General features: G+C 64.0%; 17 protein-coding genes and 1 pseudogene. 10 read left to right on the forward strand and 8 right to left on the reverse strand.

Annotation, left to right across the window (positions count from 1 at the left end; translation table 11 throughout):
* The first annotated feature begins 100 nt into the window (after positions 1-100).
* The 3 genes from LB558_RS14245 to LB558_RS14255 all read left to right on the forward strand — a co-directional run bounded on the left by LB558_RS14245 (position 101) and on the right by LB558_RS14255 (position 5,272).
* Positions 101-2,275: a thiamine pyrophosphate-dependent enzyme gene (locus tag LB558_RS14245; RefSeq protein WP_224698128.1), complete on the forward strand. Its 2,175-nt coding sequence runs from the start codon at positions 101-103 to the stop codon at positions 2,273-2,275.
* Between the two features lie 89 nt (positions 2,276-2,364).
* The gene (locus tag LB558_RS14250) at positions 2,365-3,927 is read left to right on the forward strand and encodes an ABC transporter substrate-binding protein (protein WP_224698376.1); all 1,563 of its coding nucleotides are present in this window, start codon (positions 2,365-2,367) and stop codon (positions 3,925-3,927) included.
* 115 nt (positions 3,928-4,042) lie between these two features.
* Entirely contained in the window at positions 4,043-5,272 is a 1,230-nt protein-coding gene (locus tag LB558_RS14255; protein ID WP_224698129.1) for an aminotransferase class III-fold pyridoxal phosphate-dependent enzyme, read from the forward strand.
* A 33-nt stretch (positions 5,273-5,305) separates the two neighbouring features.
* Here LB558_RS14255 and LB558_RS14260 read toward each other — a convergent pair whose 3' ends face one another.
* Positions 5,306-6,043: a GntR family transcriptional regulator gene (locus tag LB558_RS14260; protein ID WP_127256300.1), complete on the reverse strand. Its 738-nt coding sequence runs from the start codon at positions 6,041-6,043 to the stop codon at positions 5,306-5,308.
* Between the two features lie 146 nt (positions 6,044-6,189).
* On the opposite strand from LB558_RS14260, the gene otnK reads away from it, so the two are divergent.
* Positions 6,190-7,551 carry a 3-oxo-tetronate kinase gene (otnK, locus tag LB558_RS14265; RefSeq protein WP_224698130.1) on the forward strand — a complete coding sequence of 454 codons (1,362 nt, stop codon included), beginning with the start codon at positions 6,190-6,192 and terminating at the stop codon, positions 7,549-7,551.
* Positions 7,551-8,189 (forward strand): class II aldolase/adducin family protein, encoded by a 639-nt coding sequence (locus LB558_RS14270; RefSeq protein WP_224698377.1) that lies wholly within the window; start codon positions 7,551-7,553, stop codon positions 8,187-8,189. Before otnK ends, LB558_RS14270 begins: the two co-directional genes overlap by 1 nt.
* 163 nt (positions 8,190-8,352) lie before the next feature.
* Here the strand turns inward: LB558_RS14270 and LB558_RS14275 are convergent, their stop codons facing one another.
* Genes LB558_RS14275 through LB558_RS14295 form a run of 5 tightly spaced genes read right to left on the reverse strand, consistent with a single transcriptional unit; the run spans position 8,353 to position 13,623 of the window.
* The gene (locus LB558_RS14275; RefSeq protein WP_224698131.1) at positions 8,353-9,624 is read right to left on the reverse strand and encodes a CaiB/BaiF CoA transferase family protein; all 1,272 of its coding nucleotides are present in this window, start codon (positions 9,622-9,624) and stop codon (positions 8,353-8,355) included.
* Between the two features lie 35 nt (positions 9,625-9,659).
* The gene (locus tag LB558_RS14280) at positions 9,660-10,691 is read right to left on the reverse strand and encodes an ABC transporter ATP-binding protein (RefSeq protein ID WP_224698132.1); all 1,032 of its coding nucleotides are present in this window, start codon (positions 10,689-10,691) and stop codon (positions 9,660-9,662) included.
* Positions 10,688-11,764 (reverse strand): ABC transporter ATP-binding protein, encoded by a 1,077-nt coding sequence (locus tag LB558_RS14285; protein ID WP_224698133.1) that lies wholly within the window; start codon positions 11,762-11,764, stop codon positions 10,688-10,690. The genes LB558_RS14280 and LB558_RS14285 overlap by 4 nt, the downstream gene beginning before the upstream one ends.
* Before the next feature lie 3 nt (positions 11,765-11,767).
* On the reverse strand, positions 11,768-12,610 hold the full coding sequence (locus tag LB558_RS14290) for an ABC transporter permease (RefSeq protein WP_224698134.1): 843 nt from the start codon (positions 12,608-12,610) through the stop codon (positions 11,768-11,770).
* Positions 12,610-13,623 (reverse strand): ABC transporter permease, encoded by a 1,014-nt coding sequence (locus LB558_RS14295; protein WP_224698135.1) that lies wholly within the window; start codon positions 13,621-13,623, stop codon positions 12,610-12,612. Before LB558_RS14295 ends, LB558_RS14290 begins: the two co-directional genes overlap by 1 nt.
* A 255-nt stretch (positions 13,624-13,878) precedes the next feature.
* Here LB558_RS14295 and LB558_RS14300 point away from each other — a divergent pair.
* From LB558_RS14300 to LB558_RS14320, 5 genes and pseudogenes are all read left to right on the forward strand, one after another.
* Positions 13,879-14,505, forward strand: a pseudogene (locus LB558_RS14300) (IclR family transcriptional regulator); the annotation flags it as partial.
* A 252-nt stretch (positions 14,506-14,757) separates the two neighbouring features.
* The gene (locus tag LB558_RS14305) at positions 14,758-15,510 is read left to right on the forward strand and encodes an SDR family NAD(P)-dependent oxidoreductase (RefSeq protein ID WP_224698137.1); all 753 of its coding nucleotides are present in this window, start codon (positions 14,758-14,760) and stop codon (positions 15,508-15,510) included.
* A gap of 145 nt (positions 15,511-15,655) precedes the next feature.
* Complete coding sequence (locus tag LB558_RS14310) at positions 15,656-17,005, forward strand: glucoamylase family protein (RefSeq protein WP_224698378.1); 1,350 nt, start codon at positions 15,656-15,658, stop codon at positions 17,003-17,005.
* The gene (locus tag LB558_RS14315; protein WP_224698138.1) at positions 16,995-18,527 is read left to right on the forward strand and encodes a mercuric reductase; all 1,533 of its coding nucleotides are present in this window, start codon (positions 16,995-16,997) and stop codon (positions 18,525-18,527) included. The genes LB558_RS14310 and LB558_RS14315 overlap by 11 nt, the downstream gene beginning before the upstream one ends.
* A 55-nt stretch (positions 18,528-18,582) precedes the next feature.
* Positions 18,583-19,929, forward strand: a complete 1,347-nt coding sequence (locus tag LB558_RS14320; RefSeq protein ID WP_224698139.1) for a glycosyltransferase family 4 protein — start codon at positions 18,583-18,585, stop codon at positions 19,927-19,929.
* Between the two features lie 100 nt (positions 19,930-20,029).
* On the opposite strand, the gene LB558_RS14325 is transcribed toward LB558_RS14320, so the two are convergent.
* Positions 20,030-21,004, reverse strand: a complete 975-nt coding sequence (locus tag LB558_RS14325; RefSeq protein ID WP_224698140.1) for a hypothetical protein — start codon at positions 21,002-21,004, stop codon at positions 20,030-20,032.
* Between the two features lie 247 nt (positions 21,005-21,251).
* Positions 21,252-21,827, reverse strand: a complete 576-nt coding sequence (locus LB558_RS14330; protein WP_224698141.1) for a DUF1349 domain-containing protein — start codon at positions 21,825-21,827, stop codon at positions 21,252-21,254.
* Between the last annotated feature and the right edge of the window lie 92 nt (positions 21,828-21,919).

The raw sequence follows: 21,919 nt of genomic DNA on the forward strand, positions 1-21,919 counted from the left end.
TGTATCGCACTCACCAGCCAGTGCCGTATCCGGGAAATGAACGGTCCAGTCGACTGAAAAAATATTTGATATATCATCTACCAGAACGGAAATAGCTGACATGGTCCAGCAGACATCGATCCAGCCATCGGCGCCCTGGTTGCGGCTCGACGTCGACGATTCTGACTGGGACGACGCCGAGGTTTCGAGCCTGGTGCGCTGGTATCATCAGATGCTGCTCATCCGCCGTTTCGAGGAAAAAGTGCTCGATTTCGCCAATGCCGGGCTGGTGCATGGTCCGGCGCATGCCAGCATCGGCCAGGAGGCGACGGCGGTCGGCGCCATGTCCGTGCTCGGAAAAGTGGACCGCATCAACGGCACCCACCGCGCCCATCACCAGGTGTTGGCCAAGCTGGTCAACGCACAGACGCCTGGGGGTTTCGACCCGTTGCATGACGCCTTCAGTCCGAACATGCAGGGCTCGGTGCGCGGCCTGATGGCCGAGATCATGGGCCTCAAGTCAGGCTATTGCGGCGGCCGTGGCGGCTCGATGCATATGCGCGACGATGCTTCCGGCATACCGGGCACCAGCGCCATCATCGGTGGCAACCTGCCGCACGCGGCGGGCTATGCGCTCGCCGACAAGCTGCTTGGCACCGGCAACATCTCCGTGGCCTTCTTCGGCGACGGCACGATGATGGCGGGATCGGCCTATGAGGCGATGAACATCGCCGCGCTCTACCGGCTGCCGGTGATCTTTTTCGCCGAAAACAATCTCTATGCCGTCTCGACGCACATCAATGAGCAGACGCGCGAGACGCGGCTGGCGTCGCGCGGCCCGATGCTCGGCTTTCGCGGCATCGAGTGCGACGGCATGGATGTGGTGGCGGTCCACCATGCCATGCGCGAGGCGCGCCGGACGATCGAGGAAGATGGCGGCCCGGTGCTGGTCGAGGCGCTCTGTTACCGCTTCCTGCATCAGAGCGGTGCGCGCCCGGGCAGCGAGTTCGGCTACCGCACACGGGCCGAAGAGGATGCCTGGAAAGCGCGTGATCCGCTTGTGACAATGGCTGCTCGTTTGAAAACGATGGGCATTCTCAAGGACGCCGACCTCGGCACACTCGACCAGCGCGTCATGGACGTCGTCAACACCGCCGCCGATTCGCTCACCGAAATGAGCGGCAACGCGCTGCGCATTCCCGATCATCTGTGGCCGGACCCAAGCGACGTCGACAACCAGATACGAGGCGACCTGTCTGAGCTGAGGGACGAGCGCTTCCTCGAGATCGAGGACGTGCCGCCGGCCGACACCAGGCCGGTCAAGTTCATGGTTGCAGCGTCCGAGGTCATCGCTCGCGCCATGGAGCAGGACCCGCGCATCATCATCATGGGCGAGGATGTGCACCGGCTGCGCGGCGGCGTTTCGGGCGCCACAAAGGGCGCGCTGGAACGCTGGCCGGAGCGCGTGCTGGCAATGCCGATCGCCGAGAACGGTTTTGTCGGTGTGGCGCTTGGTGCAGCGCTTTGCGGCCTGCGGCCGATCGTCGAGATCATGTTCGGCGACTTCTGCCTGGTTGCCGCCGACCAGATGTTCAACGCGGTCAGCAAGGTGCGGCATATGTTCGGCGGCGGCTTTCCGGTGCCGATCGTGGTCAGGGTCCGCGTCTCGCCGCACACCGGCTACGGCTCGCAGCATTCGGGCGATCCGTCCGGCCTGTTCGCGCTCTATCCCGGCTGGCGCATCGTCGCGCCGACGACGCCGTTCGACTATATCGGCCTGATGAATTCAGCGCTGAAATGCGACGATCCGGTCGTCGTCATAGAGCATGTCGAACTGTTCCCGAGCGAGGGTCCTGTTCCGATGGACGACCGCGACTATTGCGTGCGGCTCGGCAAGGCGAAGATCGTCAGGCCGGGCAGCGCCTGCACCTTGCTCACCAGCGCCAGCATGGTTGCTCTCGCCAGCCAGGTCGTCGAGGAGACCGGCGTCGATGCCGAGATCATCGACCTGCGCAGCCTCGACCCGACCGGACTCGACTGGCCGCTGGTGGAAGCCTCGATCCGCAAGACCAACCGGGTGGCCGTCGTCGAACAGGTGCAGCGTGGGCTGTCGCTTGGCGGACGACTGACACAAGAGATTCAGGATCGCGTGTTCGACTATCTCGACCACGAGATCCTGCATGTGACGGGAAGCCTCTCGGCTCCCGTCGTATCGGCCCCCCTCAACCGCGCCGCATTGGGCGGCGCTGAAAAGCTCAAGGCCGCGCTTCAATCCCTCACTGCCGTGGGTGGATAGAGCGAACGCATTGCCACAAAGATTCGACAAGAAAATGGGAGAATAAAATGAACATGACGATCCTACCAAGAGCCAAGACCAGGGCAACGATGCTGGCAGCGGCTCTGCTGGCCACCAGCGCCTTCTGGGCGCCGCCCACCTTCGCGCAGGACAGTAAGCCGCTGGTCATCGCACGCAACATCGACCTCAACTCGCTCGATCCGCACCGCGCCTTCTGCGACACCTGCCAGATCTACAATTCCAGCGTCTATGAATCGCTGCTGACGCTGGACAAGGACAACAAGCTGATCCCGCTGCTCGCCTCGAAGTGGGAAGGCAATGTGGACCAGAGCAGCTTCACCTTCACGCTCGACCCGGCCGCCAAGTTCTCGGACGGTTCGCCGGTCGAGGCCAAGGACGTCAAATGGTCCTGGGAGCGGCTGAAGAACCTCAAGGGCAGCGCCTCATTCCTGATGGACAATGTGGCTGATATCGAGACCCCGGACGCGCATACGGTCGTCGTCAAGATGGTCGCGCCGAGTTCCGAATTCCTCAACATCGCGGCGGCGCCCTACGCAGCGGTCGTCAACAGCAAGGTCGCTTCCGAAGCCGGCGCCAAGGCCGATGCGGACGCCTCGACGACAGACAATGCCGAGGCCTGGTTCCTTGCGCATTCAGCCGGCAGCGCACCGTTCGTGCTGAAATCCTATGAGCCCAATTCAGAACTGCGGCTGGCGCGCAACGACAAGTACTGGCGCACCGCGCCGGCGCTAAGCGAAGTCGTTATCCGCCAAACCAAGGATGCGGTGGCGCAGGCGCAGATGCTGCAGAGCGGCACCGCCGACATCGCCATGCAGATCGACCCGGACACGGCCAAGACGATGACCGGCAGCGACGTGAAGATCGAGACCGTGCCGTCCTACAACTTCATCTATGTGGCGCTGTCGCCGGGCGCCAAGGCCAACAAGGTTCCGCTGACGCCCGAGGTGCGTGAAGCCATCTCGCTCGGCCTCGACCGTCCGAGCATCCTCGACTTCACCATCGGCTCCGAGGGCCAGCTGATCAGCGCGCCGATCCCGCTTGGCTTTCCCGGCGGTTCGGGCTTCGAGGCGCAGCCCTATGACGTCGCCAAGGCAAAGGAACTTCTGGCCAAGGCCGGCCATGCCGGCGGCTTCGAGATGGAAGCGGCGTTCCCCGGCATGAACGTCTACGGCGTCGACCTGTCGCTCCTGATGCAGAAGGTCCAGCAGGATCTGGCGAAGATCAACATCAAGCTCGACCTGCAGCCGATCCCCTTCGCCAACTGGCGCGAACGCGTCAATGGCGATGGCATTCCGATGACGGCGGTGTTCTACGCGCCGGACTATTACGGCACCTCGCAATACATCGACTATTTCGCCATGACCAAGGGCAGCCCGTGGGCGCGCCGCGCCGGCGCGGAGCGCGACCCGTCGGTGCTCAATCCGAAGGAAGCGGATATCTACAAGGCAGCCCTTGCGGCAAGCGGCGACGAGGCCGCCAAGCTGTGGCACCAGGCCGGCGAGGAAATGATCAAGGACAGGATCATCCTGCCGCTGATCAGTCCGAACCTGATCCTGGCCTACAAGTCGGACGTCAAGGGCGTGCGCTACAGCGCCTGCTGCAATCTGCCGCTGGCAGAACTCAGCCACTGAGCGAAACATGCGGGAGGCGTCTGCCGCCTCCCGCATCTCATCCTGGACGACCAGTAATCTTGTTCTTCCAGCACCAGATTCAATATATGATATATCAACGAGCGGAGACCTCGCTATGCTTTCCCTGATCAACTCCAAGGACCAGTTGCTGCGCGAGCGTGCGGCGTCGGTCATTCCGGGCGGCATGTGGGGACACATGGCGACGCGCTATCTCGGCTCCGCCTATCCGCAGTTCTTCGAGCGTGCCGACGGTTGCCGGGTCTGGGACGTCGATGGGCGCGAATACATCGACCTGATGTGCAGTTGGGGGCCCAACATCCTCGGCCACCATCACCAGGCGGTCGAGGCAGCAGCCGAGCGGCAGCGTCGCCTCGGCGATGCGATGAACGGCCCCGGCGAAGTGCTGGTCGAACTGGCGGAGTTGCTGGTCAAGACGGTCGCGCATGCCGACTGGGCGATGCTGCAGAAGAACGGCACCGACGCTACCACCGCTTGCGTGACGATCGCGCGCGCCGGCACTGGCCGGCGCAAGGTGCTGGTCGCGCGCGGCTCCTATCACGGCGCCGTGCCGTGGTGCACGCCTTCGCTGGCCGGTGTCACCGCCGAGGACCGCGCCCATCTGATCCATTTCGACTACAATGACATTGCCAGCCTGGAGACTGCGGTCGAGCAGGCCGGGGATGATCTTGCAGCGGTCGTCGTCACCGCCTTCCGGCACGACATCGCCCGCGACCAGGAGCTGCCGACCGCCGCGTTTGCCCGACGGGCGCGCGAACTCACCACCGCCGCCGACGCAGCACTGATCGTCGACGATGTCAGGGCCGGTTTCCGCATCGATCTCGCCGGCAGCTGGGAGCCGCTCGGCGTACGGCCGGATCTGTCCGCCTTCTCGAAGGCAATCGCCAATGGCTACCCGCTCGCCGCGATCACCGGCACAGACCGTTTTCGCGAAGCCGCGACCAAGGTCTATGTGACGGGATCGTTCTGGTACGGCGCTGTCGCCATGGCCGCCGCGATCGCCACCATCAACACGCTGCGCGATACCGATGCGATTGCCCGCATGACGCAGGCCGGCGACAGGTTGCGCTCAGGCCTCGACGCGGCGGCGAAGAAGCATGGCCTGTCGCTGCGCCAGACCGGCCCGGTGTCGATGCCGATGGTGCTGTTCGACGGTGATACCGAATTCAAAAAGGCCGATGCCTTCTGCTCGGCCGCCTTGCGCGAAGGCGCCTATTTCCATCCCCGGCACAACATGTTCCTGAGCGCGGCGCACACCGCAAAAGACATTGATCTCGCGCTGCAGGCTGCCGATGCCGGCATGGCCGCGGCGGCGCAGGTGGCGTGATCGGCGCCGATGCGGTGGCAAGGAACAAATTATTCAGCCAGCAGCCGACACCAGGCGGCCGTTCTGTGCGGCGCGGCGCAGTTCCTCGGGCGTGACCGAACCGTCGTTCAGCCGTTCGAGAACCTTGACCAACAGGCGGCCGCCTTCGATCATGTCCTGCTGAATGCCCTTGCGCACGCCGTTCTCGTCACGCGCCCGCAGCGCGTCGAGGATGTCGAGATGCCGATGGCGGCCGTCATAGGTCGGCCGGGCGTGCGGGTATTGATAGTTCACCAGCGGCCCGTTGCGCAGCCAGATGCCCTCGATGATGGCCAGCAGCTCCGGCATTTGCGCCGCCTGGTAGATCGAATGATGGAATTCCCAATTGTCGCGGACGGCTTCGAACCAGCGGCCATTGTCCTCGTCGGCGATCAGCCTGTCATGCACCGCCGCCAGGCGGTCGATCTCGCGCGGCTCGATGCGTGTCGTCGCCGCGGCACCCGCCATGCCTTCGAGATGCAGACGGATGCTGCGCAGTTCCAGATACTGGGCCAGCGACAGCTGGGCGACGGTGATCGAGCGGCCGGCCTCCATCTCCAGGCCTTTTTCGCGCACCAGTTGCATCAGCGCCTCGCGCACAGGCGTTTCGGAAACCTGAAGGCTGGCGGCGAGGTCGCGGATCTTGAAGCGATGGCCCGGCCAGAAACGGCCTTCCATCATGGCGCGGCGAAGCTCCTCGTAGACACGCGTCGTCAGATTGTCGCGCGCGATCGGCGCGATAGAAGCAGTCACATCCGCTCTCCATTCTTGCGGTCGCACAGGCGTCGCCTGCGTCGCGTGGGCTGTGTATATGATACCACGAATGGCCTGACCACCGACATGAGACAAGCAGTCAAGAGACGGGCCGCCCTGAAACAGGCAGACATGAGACGGGCCGCATGACCGCCATGCCTTCCCTGCTGTTCGGCGCCATTGCCGACGATCTGACCGGCGGCACCGAGCTGGCGTCGATGCTGGTCGCGCGCGGCATCCCAACGGGATGCACGGTCGGGTTGGACGCGCCGATCCCATCAGGCAATCTTGCTCATGTGGTCCTGCTGAAGACCCGCGTCATCGCGGCCGGCGATGCGGTACGCCAGGTGCTGGAGGCCGCAGACCGGCTGGTGGAAGCGGGCGCGCGGCAAATCTTCTTCAAATACTGCGCCACCTTCGATTCGACGCCCGCCGGCAATATCGGCCCTTGCGCCGAAGCCCTGCTCGAGCGGCTTGGCGGCGGTGTGACGCTGTTCACCCCGGCTCTATGTGAGACCGGCCGCACGGTCTATCAGGGGCATATGTTCGGCGGCGTTCAGTTGCTGGCCGAGTCGCCCAAGCGCTTCGATCCGCTGACGCCGATGATCGATTCCAACCTGGTTCGCGTGCTGCAGGCGCAGAGCAAGGGCAAGGTCGGACTGGTGCCCTATCTCGTCGTCGATGCCGGCGCCCAGGCTATTCGCAGCGCCATAAGAGAGCACAGCGCGCGCGGCGAGACGCTGCTGGTCACCGACACGATCCGCGAGCGCGACCTGGCGGCGATCGCGGAAGCCGCCTTCGACTTGCCGCTGATGACCGGCAATTCCTCGGTCGCGGCGCATCTGCCGCCGGCTTGGCTCACGCATGGGCTGATGAATTCAGGGGACCTCGTTGCCGCCAGCCTACCGGCCGTCGAAGGGCCGGCAGCGGTGCTGGCCGGCAGCGTCGCCGATCGCACCATCGAACAACTCGAACGTTTTGCGCAGAACAATCCACTGCTGACGATCGATCTGGCCCGCGCCTTTGCCGGCGCCGATGTCGTGGCCGAAGCGCGTGCCTTCGCCCGGCGGCATTTGCCCGGCGCGACGATCGCGATTGCCACGACCGCTCCACAGGTGACGGTCGAAACGCTGCAGCAGGCACACGGCCGCGATGTGGTGGCGGCGAAAGCAGAAGAGATCCTGGCCGGGATTGCAGAGATCCTGGTGCGCGAACTCGGCGTACGCCGGCTCGTCGTCGCCGGCGGCGAGACCGCCGGTTCGGTGGTCAAGGCGCTCGGCATCGACCGCATCGCCATGGGCGCCTATGAAGGCCCCGGACTGTCGCGCGCCATTGCCCAACTTCCCGGCCTGCCGTCCGATCCGCTGGCGCTGATGCTGAAATCGGGAAAGCTCGGCGGCTCGGACATCTTCACCGACGTTCTGCAAGACATGACACGGCCGAGCACTATTGCGCCGGCAATCGACACATGGCCCCCGGCAAAGGCCGCGACAGGGAGAGCATCGTGATGGACACCGAGACCGCTCGCGCCCGGCTGATCGCCGCGACTGAGACGCTGGACGCCAGTGGGATGAATGTCGGCACCACCGGCAACATCAGCGTGCGCACGACAAGCGGCATGCTGATCACGCCGACGGGAATAGCCACAAGCGCCCTGCGGCCGGAGCAGATGGTGGCGATGCAGCTCGATGGATCCTGGGACGGTGCATTCCGTCCGTCGAGCGAATGGGAGATGCATGCCGAGATCTACAAGGCGTTTCCCGAGGCGGGCGCCATCGTGCATGCCCATCCCGATCATTGCGTGGCGCTATCGTGCCTGCGCGAACCGCTGCCGCTGTTCCACTACATGGTCGCCGGTTTCGGCGGCGACGACGTGCGGTGTTCGGACTATGCGTTGTTCGCATCAAGCGAACTGGCCAAGGTTGCCGTCGTCGCGCTCAAGGACCGCACGGCCTGCCTGCTCGCCAATCACGGCATGATCGCCTTCGGCGCGGATCTCGACACGGCGCTCGTCCGCACCATCAAGCTCGAAACCCTGGCGCGGCAATATCTGCTGGCGCGCAGTGCCGGCGCGCCAGTGCTGATCGAGGGCAGCGAGCTTGCCGCCATTCGCGGGCGCTACAAGAATTACGGCCAGCAGAAATAACCGGCCGAGCAATTCCAGAAAAAGTGTGAAGCGGTTTTCCCGGGAAAAGCGCATAGCGCTTTCCCTTGGGAATTGCGCCAAAACAAGGAAGGTTCTTCGCCCCCTTGAAGCGAAGAACCACTCAATCAACCTGCAAATGCGAGATGAGGGGCTTCGTGGAAAATCAGGCAGGTACGGGCTCGGTGGCCTGCGTATAGACGCCGATGGCGCCGGTGCCGATCAGCTGGGCGATGGTCTCGGCGCTGTAGCCGAGCACGCCGGTCAGCACGGCAGCCGTGTCCTGGCCCAGCATCGGCGGCGCGGTGAAGTCGGCGGTCAATTGCGCGGCAAGTCCCTGCGCCGGGCGCACCATGGCGACGGACCCAAGATGCGGATGCGGCAAGGTCTGGACGAGGCAGCGCTCGCGCACATTGGGACTGTCGAAAACTTCCGGTATCGATTTTACCGTGCCGGCCGGCACGCTGGCGGCGGCGCAGGCCGTCATCCAGTGATCACGCGTCCTGGTCTTGAAGACGGCGGCAAGCTGCGGGATCAGCGCCTCGCGGTTGGTGGCACGCGCGCCTGCCTTGATGAAGCGCGCATCCCTAGCCAGATGTGGCAAGTCCACGACCTGCTCGCATAGCGCTGCGAACTGACGATCATTGCCGACCGCCAGCGCGAAGCCGCCATCGAAAGCTTCGAAGATCTGGTAGGGAACCACCGTCGGATGCGCATTGCCGTAGCGGGCGACCTCGCGGCCGGTGTTGAGATAACCGCTGCCGACATTGATCAGCAGGCTGAGTGCGCAGTCGATCAGCGACAGGTCGAGTAACTGGCCCTTGCCGGTCGTCGACCGCTCGAAAAGCGCCGCCAGGATCGACTGTGTCGCAACCATGCCGCAGACGATGTCGGTGATGGCGACGCCGACACGCATCGGCTCGCCATCGCTCTCGCCGGTGATGGCCATCAGGCCGCTCTCGGCCTGCATGACGAAGTCATAGCCAGGCCGCCCGGCATCGGGGCCGGTCTGGCCGTAGCCGGAGATCGAGCAGTAGATCAGGCGTGGATTCGAGGCGCTGAGCTCCTTGAAACCGACGCCAAGCCGATCGGCGGTGCCGGAGCGGAAATTCTCGACAACGATGTCGGCCTTGGCCGCCAGTTCGCGCACGATGGCCAGCCCCTCAGGGGTCTTCATGTCGAGTGCGATGCTCTGCTTGCCGCGATTGGCGCAGAGATAGTAGGTCGAGACGCCCTTGTAACTCGGCACCGACCACGCCCTGGTGTCGTCGCCACCATCGATGTTCTCGATCTTCCAGACCTCGGCGCCGAGATCGGCCAAGCTCATCGTCGCCCACGGTCCGGCCAGCACGCGCGAGAGATCGAGAACCTTGATGCCTTCGAGCGGCAAACGCGCGGGTCCTGCCGTACCGGCATTTTCGGAATGGTCCTCAGTCACGATCAAAATTCCTTCGGGTGAATTCGGCAGGCCAATCAGACAGCCTTGAAAGTGTTGACCGGTTCCGGAAAATGGCAGGCGACGCGATGCGAACCGCCAGCCGGATCGAGCGGCGGTTCGACGGCAGCGCAGATCGCCTGCGCCTTGAAGCAGCGCGTGCGGAAGCGGCAGCCGGATGGCGGGTTGAGCGGGCTCGGCACATCGCCGGCGAGCACGATGCGCTCGCGCTTGCGCTCCTTCTCGGGATTGGCGAGCGGCACCGCCGACAGCAGCGCCTGGGTATAGGGATGCAGCGCCCTCGAATAGAGCTCGGCCGCGGGCGCGATCTCGACGATCTTGCCGAGATACATCACCGCGACCTGGTGCGAGATGTGGCGCACGACCGAGAGGTCATGGGCGATGAAAAGATAGGAGGTGCCGAAGGACTGCTGGATGTCCTTGAGCAGGTTCAGCACGCCGGCCTGCACCGAAACATCGAGCGCCGAAACCGGCTCGTCGAGAATCACCACTTGCGGGTTCAACGCGAGCGCGCGCGCGATGACGACACGCTGGCGCTGGCCGCCGGACAGTTCGTGCGGATAACGCCTGCCATGCTCGGGATTGAGCCGCACCAGCTCGAGCAGTTCGGTAACCCGCGCGCGGCGGTCGGCCGCCGACATGTCGCTCATGCGCAGCGGCTCGGCGATGTTGTCGGCAATGCGCATGCGCGGATGGAGCGAGCCGTAGGGGTCCTGGAAGACCAGCTGGATGTAGCGCCGCATCAGGCGCATGTCTTCGTGGTTGAGCGCGAGCACGTTCTGGCCACGGAACCAGCTTTCGCCGCTGGTCGGCTCGATCAGCCGCATCAGGCAACGCCCGAGGGTCGACTTGCCGCAACCGGATTCACCGACCAGCCCCAGCGTTTCGCCTGACGCTACGTCGAACGAGACATCGGCGACCGCACGGACATGGGCAATGGCGCGGTCGAAGACGAGGCCGCCGCGAACCGGAAAGTCCTTGACGAGATGGCGAACCGACAATGCCGGCGCCGGTTCGGTTTCCGCCTGGAGTTGCTCTGCTGCGCTCATGGGGCCACGCTTCCATTGTTCAGGCTTACCGCAGCCAGCGCGGCGCTGTGGAAGGGCGGCAAGGTCGTCGCGAAATGGCAGGCCGAGAACCGGCCGCCGATATCGTGCAAAGGCGGATCCTCGGTCCGGCAGCGTGCCTCGGCATAGATGCAGCGCGGATGGAAGGCGCAGCCGCCCGGCAAGCGGCCAAGTGCGGGCGGCGAGCCGTCGATCGAGAACAGCCGCTCGCGGCTTTCCTCGAGGTTGGGGATCGAGGCGATGAGGCCGCGTGTGTAAGGATGGCGCGGGTCGGCGAACAGCTCGGACACACCAGCCTGTTCGACGACGCGCCCGGAATAGACGACCGCGACACGGTCGGCATGACCGGCAACGACGCCGAGATCATGGGTGATCAGCACCAGGCCGAGACCGAGCCTTTCCTGCAGCGAGCGCAGCACCGACAGGATCTGCGCCTGCACGGTGACATCGAGCGCCGTGGTCGGCTCGTCGGCGATCAACAGGTCTGGATCGTTGGCGACGGCCATGGCGATGACCGCGCGCTGGCGCATGCCGCCGGAGAATTCGTGCGGATACTGGTTGACCCGGCGCTCCGGCTGCGGGATCGCCACCAGATGGAGCAGCTCCACGGCACGCGCCACGGCCTGCTTGCGCGTCACGCGCTGATGCAGCCTGACCGCTTCGGCGATCTGGGCGCCGACGGTCATCACCGGGTTCAGCGAGGACAGCGGGTCCTGGAAAATCATGGCGATGCGCGCGCCCCTGATCTTGCGCATCTCGCGCGCCGGTTTGCCGACCAGTTCGTCGCCGTTGAAGCGCACCGAGCCGGTGACCACCGCGTTCTTGGAGGTCAGGCCGAGCGCCGCAAGCATGCCGACGGACTTGCCCGAGCCGGATTCGCCGACAATGCCGATCACCTCGCCCTTGGCGACGTCGAGATCGATGCCGCGCACCGCTTCGAACTGATCGCCCGCCCGCCGGAACCCGACCCGCAGGCCGCGTATGGACAGCAGCGGCTCGCGCTCGCCTGCCTTGTCGACTGCGCCCGGTGGCGCTGAAGATATCTGTGCGCTCATCGCCTAGTCCGACCTTGGATCGAGAATGTCGCGCAAGCCGTCGCCGATGAAGTTGAAGCCGAGCACGATGGTGAGGATGGCGACGCCGGGACCGAAGGCGATCCACCATTGATAGAAATGGACCGCACCGTCAGAGATCATCGACCCCCATTCGGGCGTCGGCGGCGTGGCGCCGAGACCGATGAAGCTGAGCGACGCGGCAAGCAGCACGACCTGGCCCAAATCCATGGTCGCGCTGATCAGCACCGGGGTCCAGCAAAGCGGCAATATGTGCGTGAACAGCACGCGCCGCGGCCTGGCGCCGGCAGCGATTGCCGCCTCGACATGTTCGCGCTCCTTCACCTCCAGCACCTGCGCCCGCATCAGGCGGGCGTAGACCGGCCACCAGACCAGCACCATGGCGATGGCAGCATTGCCGAGGCCCGGCCCGAGCGACGCCGCGACGGCCATGGCGAGCAGCATCGGCGGGAACGACAAGGTCACGTCGACAAGCCGCATGATCGCCGCACCGGTCAGGCCGCCGACGAAGCCGGAGATGGCGCCAAGCAGCGAACCTATGACGACGGCCGAGACGACGACCAGAACCGCGATCGGCAGCGAATGCGCCGCTCCGTGCAAGGTGCGGCTCAGAACATCGCGGCCGAGCGCATCGGTGCCCAGCCAGTGCGCCCAGCTCGGCGGCTGCAGCCGGCGCGCCACCATCTCGAGCGGATCGAACTGCACGACCAGATTGGCGAAGACCGTCATGAACAGCCAGAATAGGATGACGACCGTGCCGATGACCAATGGCGCGGTCAGCCATTCGGGAACAGCGGCGGAACGGGATTTGGTGGCGACCGCCGACATCAGCTCAATCTCACGCGCGGATTGGCCACGACATAGAGTATGTCGGTGATGAGGTTGGTGACCAGGAAGGCGAGGCCGCCGACGATGGTGACGCCGATGATCGCCGGGAAGTCGAGCGCGCGTGCCGCCTCGACGGCATAGGAGCCCATGCCGGGCCAGGAAAAGATGGTTTCGGTCAGCACCGCGCCGGTTATCAGATAGGCAAAGGAATAGCCGATGACGGTCAAGGTCGGCACCATGGTGTTGCGCAGCGCATGCACGATGACAACGCGGACTTCGCTCGCCCCCTTGGCGCGCGCGGTGAGCACGAACTCGCGGCTCATCACATCCAGCATGTTGGCGCGCACCAGCCGCGATATGGTGCCAGAAACCGTCCAGCCGAGGACGAAGGCCGGCAGAAGCAGGTGCCAGAGCGCATCCTTGAAGACGGTCCAGTCGCCAGCCAGCAGCGAATCGATGGTGAGGAAGCCGGTGATGCCGGGCGGCAATGCCAGGCGGGCATCAACCCTGCCCGGCCCCGGTAGCCAATTCAGCATGACCGAGAAGATGAAAAGAAGGCCGAGTCCCGACCAGAACACCGGCAGTGACGAGCCGAACAGGGCAAAGAGCCGAGCGCCATGGTCGATCAGGCTATTGCGGAAATAAGCGGCCAGCACGCCGAGCACGATGCCGAGCGTGGTGCCGAAGATCATCGCGGCGAAAACCAGTTCGAGCGTTGCCGGCAAGCGGTAGAGAATGTCGGTGCCGACATTGCGCTTGGTGATGAAGGAGGTGCCAAGATCGCCGCTCAGCAGATTACGAAGATATATCATATAGCGTTCCGGCAACGGACGATCGAGACCCCAGCGCGCCTTGGCAGCGGCCACCACCTCCGGGTTGCTCATCTGCTGTTCGGCGACAATGGCGGTCAGCGGATCGCCTTTGGTCACCGTGGTGATCAGGAAGGCGATGGTGACGATGCCGAGCACCAGAAACGGCATTGCGATAAGCCGGCGCAAAATATAGCGAGACACGTGGCTACCTTCACAAGGACGGGCTTCGTAAGATGGCACAAGGCGCGGGGACACGCCATCGATGGGAGCATATTGACAGCCCGCGAAAGCCCCTGTCAATATAAATGGAATTTAATTTCATTTTCGACCGACAACGCCGGCTCCCCGGCGCGACAGGCGGACGACGACGCCAGAAAGACCCGCAGCGTGCGCAAGCGAGCGACCAAGGACGAGACGGAGCTTGAAGGCGAAGGCGCGCAGCTTTCGTCGTCGCTGATGCGCGGGCTCGGCATCCTGCGCGCCTTCCGGCCGGGCGACGCCTCGCTCGGCAACCAGGACATCATTGTCCGCACCGGTCTGCCCAAGGCCACGGTTTCGCGCATCACCTATACGCTGAGCGCGCTCGGCTACCTCCTGTACGACAAGGATCTCGGCCGCTACAGCCTGGGACCGGCCACCGTGGCGCTCGGCTATTCGGCGCTCAGTTCCAGCGCCGTCGTCCACGTCGCCCGACCGCTGATGCAGCCGCTGGCCGACCTGACTGGAGCGGCGGTGGCGCTCGGCACGCGCGACAGCCTCAACATGGTCTATCTCGCCAACTGCCGGTCGGAGAGCCTTGTCACGCTGCGGCTCAATCCAGGCTCCTACCTGCCGATCTGGAAGACGTCGATGGGGCTGGCCTATGCGGCGGCCCTTTCATCCGAGGAGCGCACCAGCCTTGTGCGGGCTTTGCAGGAGGCGGAGCCGGACAGGGCTGCGATGATCGCGGCGGCGATCGACGATGCGATCGCCCAGTATGCACGCCAAGGCTACGTGACGTCGTTCGGCGCCTGGCACAGCTACATCCATGCGGTCGGCGTGCCGTTCCGCCCACGTGACGGCTCGCCGCTGGTTGCCATCACCTGCGGCGGCATCGGCGAGATCATCACCGAGGACCGCGCGCATGCCGAGATCGGACCGGCGCTGGTGGCAATGGTGAAAGCGCTGGGCAATCAACTCGAGGGAACTCCCGTGTGATCACGGCACGGGATTGGCCCAGACGATCGGCCTGCATGCCGGCTTGAACTTGCCTGATGGTGACCGCACAGTCACCCCTGATGGTATGGCGGTCGCGCGTCGTCAGTGTCCATAGCGTTCAGTGATGGGGGAAATCAGATGCCGACGAATTTTGCAGGACGATTCAGCGATCGGGCAGCGGTCATCACCGGCGGCGCATCGGGCATCGGCTTGGCAGTGGCGCAGAGAATCGTCGAAGAGGGCGGACGGGTTTGCGTCTGGGATCGCGATCCCGCCCAGATCGAACAGGCCAAGGCCGTCATCCCCAGTCTTCACGGCATTGCTATCGACGTCGCCGATGCCGCCGGCGTGGAACGCGCTGCACGGTCGACGCTCGAAGCGCTTGGCGGTGTCGACATCCTGGTCACCAGTGCGGCGATCACCGGGCCGAACATGACGACCTGGAACTATACGGTCGAGGATTGGCAGAAGGTCATCGACATCAACATCAACGGCGTCTTCTACTGCAACAAGGCCCTCGTGCCGCACATGCTCGAGCGCAACTATGGCCGCATCGTCAACATCGCCTCGATTGCCGGCAAGGAAGGCAATCCCAACGCCTCTGCCTACAGCACCTCGAAGGCCGCGGTGATCGGCCTGACCAAGTCGCTCGGCAAGGAACTGGCCAAGACCAGGGTGACGGTCAATTGCGTCACACCGGCAGCCGTGCGCACCGCGATCTTCAAGCAGATGAGCCAGGAGCACATCGACTTCATGCTGTCCAAGATACCGATGGCGCGCTTCGGTGAGGTCGACGAGGTGGCGGCGCTGATCTGCTGGATCGCCTCGGAAGAGTGTTCGTTCACGACGGCCGCCGTGTTCGATGTTTCCGGAGGCCGCGCCACCTATTGAGGCAGAGCGAAACTCAATTCCGCGTGACGGTGCAACGAACGGGGACGTATGGGCGTATAGTTGCAGGCTTCGAATCGACGAGTCGCGACAAGGTAGCGGGAAACCATGACACGGGATGCAGCCATCAGGCGGGAGCTTGCTTCCTTTGCTTAGAGCCGAGCCTGCCGCACTGTCCGATGACGAGCTTCTGGACCGCTATCAGCGCGCAGCCTTCGACTATTTCAGCGAGAACGTGAACCCCGAAAATGGGCTGGTCGCCGATACGTCGCGGCCGGATTCGCCGGCCAGCATCGCTGTCGTCGGCTTCGCGCTGTCCATCTATCCGATCGGCGTCGAGCGCGGCTGGATGACGCGCGATGCGGCCGTGAAGCTGACGCTTGCCGCGCTGCGTTTCTTCTCGGCCAGCCGGCAAGGCAATGGCGAGGAGGTCACCGGCCACAAGGGTTTCTACTACCATTTCCTCGATATGCGGACCGGCCTGCGCGTCTGGCGCTGCGAACTGTCGATGGTGGACACGGCATTGCTGATATCGGGCATGCTGGTGGCGGGCGCCTATTTCTCTGGCGAGGATGAGGAGGAAGCCGAAATCCGCCAACTGGCCGAGGCGCTCTACCGGCGCGTCGACTGGCGATGGGCGCAAGGCTCAAGCCCGACGCTCCGTCAGGGCTGGAAGCCGAAGAGCGGCTTTCTCCACTATGGCTGGGAAGGCTACAACGAAGCGACGATCCTCTACGTGCTGTCGATGGCCTCGCCCGACAGCCCGACCTCGGACAGCAGCTACGAGGGCTGGACGGCGACCTACCAGTGGGAAAACATCTACGGCTACGACGTGCTCTATGGCGGGCCGCTGTTCATGCACCAATTCTCGCATGCCTGGATTGACTTTGCCGGCATCCGCGACGCCTTCATGCGCGAGAAGAACTCCGACTATTTCGAAAACAGCCGCCGCGCGACCTACCTGCATCGCGACTATGCGCGCCACAACCCTTACGGCTACGGCGGCTACGACGAGAACCTTTGGGGTCTTTCGGCGGGCGACGGCCCAGGCGGCTTTCGCACCAGCGTGGAGCGACAGCGCCGCCGGTTTTCCGGCTATGCCGCGCGCGGCGCGCCTTTCGGACCCGACGACGGGACGATCGCGCCGTGGTCCTATCCCGCGTCACTGCCTTTCGCGCCGGACATCTGCCTGGCAGCGCTGCGCCATCTCGGTGATCGCTACCCCGAGGTGATCGATAATTTCCGGCTGCCGAGCGGCTTCAATCCGACATTGGCGAACCGGCGTAAATTCGGGAGGCACGGCTGGGTGTCGGATGGCCACTATGGGCTGGATCAAGGCATCGTGGCGATGATGATCGAGAACCATCGGTCCGGGTTGATCTGGAGACTGATGCGGTCAAATCAGCACATCCGCAACGGCCTGCGCAAGGCAGGATTCAATGGCGGCTGGCTGTCTCAGCCGGCAAGTCCGGCGTCAGGTGGCGGCGATGTCGCGTGACCGGACCAGGACCATTGCCTTTCCTGTCGATTACAACGACATCAGTCTGATCGCGAGCGCCCATCCGCCGCACTGGAAGAACCCGCAGCCGGACGGGCCCTACAACCTCGTTGTCATCGGTGCCGGGCCGGCTGGGCTGACTGCCGCCTATGAAGCGGCCGGCCTTGGCGCAAAGGTCGCGCTTATCGAGCGCAATCTGATCGGCGGGACCTGTATCAATGTCGGCTGCATCCCGTCGAAATCGATCATCCGCACGGCCAGACTCTATGCCGACATGCGCGATGCCGAGAATTTCGGCGGCGATCCGCCGGACCGTCTTCACGTCGACTTTCAGCGCGCCATGACACGGATGCGGCAGATCCGGCAGCGGATCAGCCGCGCCGATGCCGCCGATAGCCTGGTTTCCGAAGGCATCGACCTTTATTTCGGCGAAGCGCGGTTTTCCGGAAGGGACGCTGTCACGGTCGCCGGACAAACCTTGCGTTTCAGGAAGGTGCTGATCGCGACAGGCGCACGCCCGAGACTGCCGACCATCCCAGGGCTTGCCGAAGCCGGCTATCTCAGCAACGAGAGCATGTTCGATCTCACGGAGTGCCCGAAGCGGCTTCTGGTCATCGGCGGCGGCCCGCTCGGTTGCGAGGCGGCGCAGGCCTTCTGCCTGCTGGGCGCGAAGGTCATCCAGGCGCAGCGCGAACCGATGTTCCTGCCCGGCGAGGAACGCGATGCCGCCCAGATCCTTTCGGACGCGCTGGCGCGCGAAGGTGTCGAGGTTCGCCTCAACACCGAGGTGGTGGCGGTACGAATGGAAGGCGGCAAGAAGCTCGCCGACCTGGTGTGCGACGACATCACGACAACGATTTCCGTCGACGAGATCATCACCGGCATCGGCCGGTCGCCCAATGTCGACGGTCTCGACCTGGAGAACGCCGGGGTGGCATATGATGCCGACGGCATCAAGGTGGACGACTATCTCCGCACCAAAAATCCGCGCATCTATGCGGCGGGCGATGTCTGCCTCGCCTACAAATTCACCCACACCGCCGAGGCGACAGCCCGCATGGTCGTGCGCAATGCCCTGTTTCTCGGACGCAGGAAACTGAGCGAGCTGGTCATTCCGTGGTGCACCTATACCGATCCGGAGATCGCCCATGTCGGCCTCTATCCGGCGGAGGCGCGTCAGAACGGCATCCCGGTCAAGACCTATACGGTGCTGATGCACGATGTCGCCCGGGCGGTCATGGATGGCGAGGAAGAGGGTTTTGTCAAAATCCACGTCAGGGAGGGATCCGACCGCATCCTGGGTGCCACGGTCGTCGCCAGCCACGCCGGCGAGATGATCAATGCGGTGTCGCTGGCGATCAAATCGGGCATGGGATTGCGTGCGCTGGCCGACGTCATCCATCCCTTTCCAACGCAGGCGCAAGGCATCCAGATGGCCGGCGACGCCTATCGGCGGACAAGGCTCACCTCATCATGGAAGCATCTGGCAGGCCGCTGGTTGGCGTGGTCCAGGAGATGGTGACATTCCGGCAGCCTGCCGCAGCTGGTGCAACTGACATTCAGGGACGATGCGACGCTTGACGAAACCGGCGTTCGCTGAACAAATCGAAGCCGATTGTTATGGTTTTGGGGCCGTCGCGCATGCCGTTAGGAATGAAGCCTCCGGCGCAAAGCCCAGAGCGTCCGCTTTGAAGCCCTCGAGCGCACAACCGCTCGATGCCCTCTCCGCCGCGAAAGCCGGGCGACGTGTGCTGGTTGTGTCCCACGATCCAGCCCTTCCGCCGATCTCCGGCGCAGATCTGCGGAACTATCGCAATGCTGAGTCTGCTGCGCAATTCGGTCCGGTCTGCCTGGTATCTGTGCTGCCGCAGGCGACGGAAACGACCGATCCGTCGATCCGCACCGAAGCCTTGTCGATCAAGGGAGAGGCCCGCTCCGGCTCGATCGGGTGGTGGCGAATAAGCGCGGAGCGTCGCATCTCGCGCGTCGCCTTGACGCGGCTGGAGACATTGGTTCGGGACTTCCGCCCGGACACGGTGCTGATCGAGGGCATCAGCCTGTTCAAGCTGCTGCGGCCTTTGCGGGCGCGGACGAAGCAACTCATCCTCGACATGCACAATGTGGAGTCCGACCTAGCGGGACAGTTGCGGCACGTCGATGCGAAGTGGCCTGCGGTGGCGTCGATCAGCGCGGGCCTTGGCATCAGGCATATCGAGAGAAAGGCGCTTGCCCTTGTCGACAGGGTCTGGGTCTGCTCGGGCCAGGATCGAGAGCGGCTGATGGCGCTTTCCCGGCACAAGTTGCCGATCGATGTCGTTCCAAACGGAATTCCGCACGCCGGGCACAGCCCCGAAACGCTGCCCGCCGAACCCGGATCCGGTAAAAGCTTTCCGGTCATTCTGTTCATCGGCCATCTCGGCTATCCGCCAAACGTCGATGCCGTCCAGAGATTAGCCGGCTCCATACTTCCGCGGATCCGACGGGCCTTGCCGACCGCGACACTGATTCTCGCTGGGCGTAATCCGAAAACGGTCGTGCAAGCGCTGGCAGGATTGCCTGGCGTGGAGCTCGTCGAAGACCCCGAAGACACGGCGCCGCTTCTGTCGAGGGCGCATCTCACCATCATCCCGCTTGCGGCAGGCGGCGGCACCCGCATCAAGATTCTGGAGGCGATGGCGTGGGGCGTGCCGGTGATCGCCACGCCTTTGGCGGCCGAGGGTCTGGATCTGGTCGACGGGCAGGAGCTGCTGCTGTCGGAGAACGACGAAGGGCTTGCCGAGTTGGCCGCCGGACTTTGCCTGGACGCGGACCGCAGAGCCCGGCAGCGCATTCGCGCGCATCAAGCGGTTTGGGCAAGGTTCGGCCCACAAGCCATCCGCGATGCCGTCCGCGGCGGGCTGGGGCTGGACGAGGCTGGCGCATGATCCCTGCCTCCACCAGACATGGAGGAGCGGCATCGCTCGACATCGCTCGCAGGAGCCCCGCTTCGCACAGCGTCCAACCGGAATTTCGCGGCCTGCCCTGTCAGGATGCGTGCTGAAGTTCTTGCCGAATAGGCTCGAGATAGGTTTGCGGATGCAAGCGTCCCCAAACATGATCCCGCTCGGTCAGATGCGCGACCTGCTCTATCCAGCGCCTCGGCGCATCGGGGTCCCTGACCTCATGCCAGTCGTCGACGATAATGACCGGCAGGCCCTGATAGAGCGAATCGAGCGGCGAGGTCTTGGTGACGACGATGCAGCCGAGATAAAACAACTCCCATGTCCTATGGCAGTCCAGGCCATTGCCTTCGGTGGACAGCACAAGCGGGTATTGTGAGTACAGTTGCCAGATCGAGCGCTGCGAGACGCGTTTCGTCAGGAAATCGACATGCGGACATCCGCTCAGGGCATCAAGCAGTTCCCGGCGCTGCCTGGAACCATTGCTGATGCTGAAATCAGAGAACAGCCTCGGCGGGCGGCGATCCACATGATCCTGCCGGGCGCGTATGATTTCCAGTTGCTTCACAAGCCCCGCCGGCGTGGCGAGGGACCGAGGCGTGTGAAGATCGAGCCCGATCGGGAAAGGTTTGACCTTGGGGTGAGTGCCATCACAATTCTGGCTGTACCAGGCGACCAGGAAGGGGTTGGCGAGAAGCTGGTCGACGGTGTCCTTCGCCAGATCCGACGGCACCGAAGCATCGCCATCGGTCGTCAGCAGCGTGAACGGTGCCGTGATCGTCGGCAGCACGATCTTGACGAACGTGTCGAGGTCGCAGGTTTGCGCATCCCTGGACAAGGTGCTCAGACGCAGCCAGACGATGCCATTCGCGCCGCTGTAATGTTGGCGGAAAAATGCCTCGCTCTGCGTCGATGCAGTTGGCGCGTTGCGATACCAGCGCGGCCCGGCGAAATCGCAGAAATGCCCGATGCCCTGCGACCACAGCACGGGCGGAACGCCAAGAAATCTCAGCGCCCTGGAATAGACGGCTCTTTTGACTGCCCTTCGCAACCTGCCCATCGGCAACTCCTATCGCGGATGCCAATACCGTTGCAACGTCCTGCCTGGCATATTCGCCTTGAGCGGAACAAAGGCCAAAAGTTTCAAACCGTGTTTCCTCAACAGGTGCGGGGGTCCCGGCGATATCCTTCCGGCTCCGGAGAACCCAACTCACGACAGGCGCAGCCGCCGGCGAGGCACGCGGCGTCTACAGACTTGATTATGACAAAGGTCGAAGGGCTTGCGGTTCAGCGCAAGGCCGCACGTCTCAATCGTGCAATTTCCGCGATATCGGTGGACCGACGGAGAAATCGGAGAACGTGACCTGAAAGCCTTCGCGCTGCGGCGAACAGCACATCATGCCGATATCGACCGTCTTCGACGTCGGAAAATAGGCAAGCCTCACAGGCTTCCAGTGGCCGTCAGAAGCATCGAGATACTGGACGCGGATCGCCTCGGCGTGACGGGTCAACCGGATCCTGACGCCGTTCGGACCGGCATGGATGGCCACCAGCGACCAGTCTGACGTGTCGTTGGTGACGACGACGGAGAAATAGGCAAGGCCGTCGGTATATTCGATGCCGGCCTTGATCCAGTGGGTTTCGCTGAGCCGGACCATCAGCCCCGCCTGATCATAAAGCACCTTGTAGTCGCCTTTGACGGTGACCTCGGCGGTGAAATCGCCTTCGACCGGCCGGGACAGGAAATGGCCATTGTCGCGCCAGAAACCGTAAAAGGTCTCGCGCCAGAAATCGGTCTCCTTGCCAGTGCGCACACGAACACTGTCGCCATCGATGGAATGGTGCGGCGGCGGGTTAAGCCAGGTCAGGTTCTGCACTGTCATCCCTTTTCGCCGCTCCAGTCCAGATCTGCATGGCGGGGTTGCCCGGCATGATCGGCCGTGGCCGATCAGCCCGGCATGGTCGGCAGCGGCCG

Source organism: Mesorhizobium sp. CO1-1-8 (assembly GCF_020164875.1).
Classification (GTDB): domain Bacteria; phylum Pseudomonadota; class Alphaproteobacteria; order Rhizobiales; family Rhizobiaceae; genus Mesorhizobium.

Coding starts and splice junctions, on each gene's coding strand:
- LB558_RS14270 (WP_224698377.1), top strand. CDS start 7,551: ATGGACACCGAGACCGCTCGCGCCCGGCTGATCGCCGCGACTGAGACG.
- LB558_RS14315 (WP_224698138.1), top strand. CDS start 16,995: ATGTCGCGTGACCGGACCAGGACCATTGCCTTTCCTGTCGATTACAAC.
- LB558_RS14285 (WP_224698133.1), bottom strand. CDS start 11,764: ATGAGCGCACAGATATCTTCAGCGCCACCGGGCGCAGTCGACAAGGCA.
- LB558_RS14255 (WP_224698129.1), top strand. CDS start 4,043: ATGCTTTCCCTGATCAACTCCAAGGACCAGTTGCTGCGCGAGCGTGCG.
- LB558_RS14325 (WP_224698140.1), bottom strand. CDS start 21,004: ATGGGCAGGTTGCGAAGGGCAGTCAAAAGAGCCGTCTATTCCAGGGCG.
- LB558_RS14330 (WP_224698141.1), bottom strand. CDS start 21,827: ATGACAGTGCAGAACCTGACCTGGCTTAACCCGCCGCCGCACCATTCC.
- LB558_RS14245 (WP_224698128.1), top strand. CDS start 101: ATGGTCCAGCAGACATCGATCCAGCCATCGGCGCCCTGGTTGCGGCTC.
- otnK (WP_224698130.1), top strand. CDS start 6,190: ATGACCGCCATGCCTTCCCTGCTGTTCGGCGCCATTGCCGACGATCTG.
- LB558_RS14250 (WP_224698376.1), top strand. CDS start 2,365: ATGCTGGCAGCGGCTCTGCTGGCCACCAGCGCCTTCTGGGCGCCGCCC.
- LB558_RS14290 (WP_224698134.1), bottom strand. CDS start 12,610: ATGTCGGCGGTCGCCACCAAATCCCGTTCCGCCGCTGTTCCCGAATGG.
- LB558_RS14280 (WP_224698132.1), bottom strand. CDS start 10,691: ATGAGCGCAGCAGAGCAACTCCAGGCGGAAACCGAACCGGCGCCGGCA.
- LB558_RS14305 (WP_224698137.1), top strand. CDS start 14,758: ATGCCGACGAATTTTGCAGGACGATTCAGCGATCGGGCAGCGGTCATC.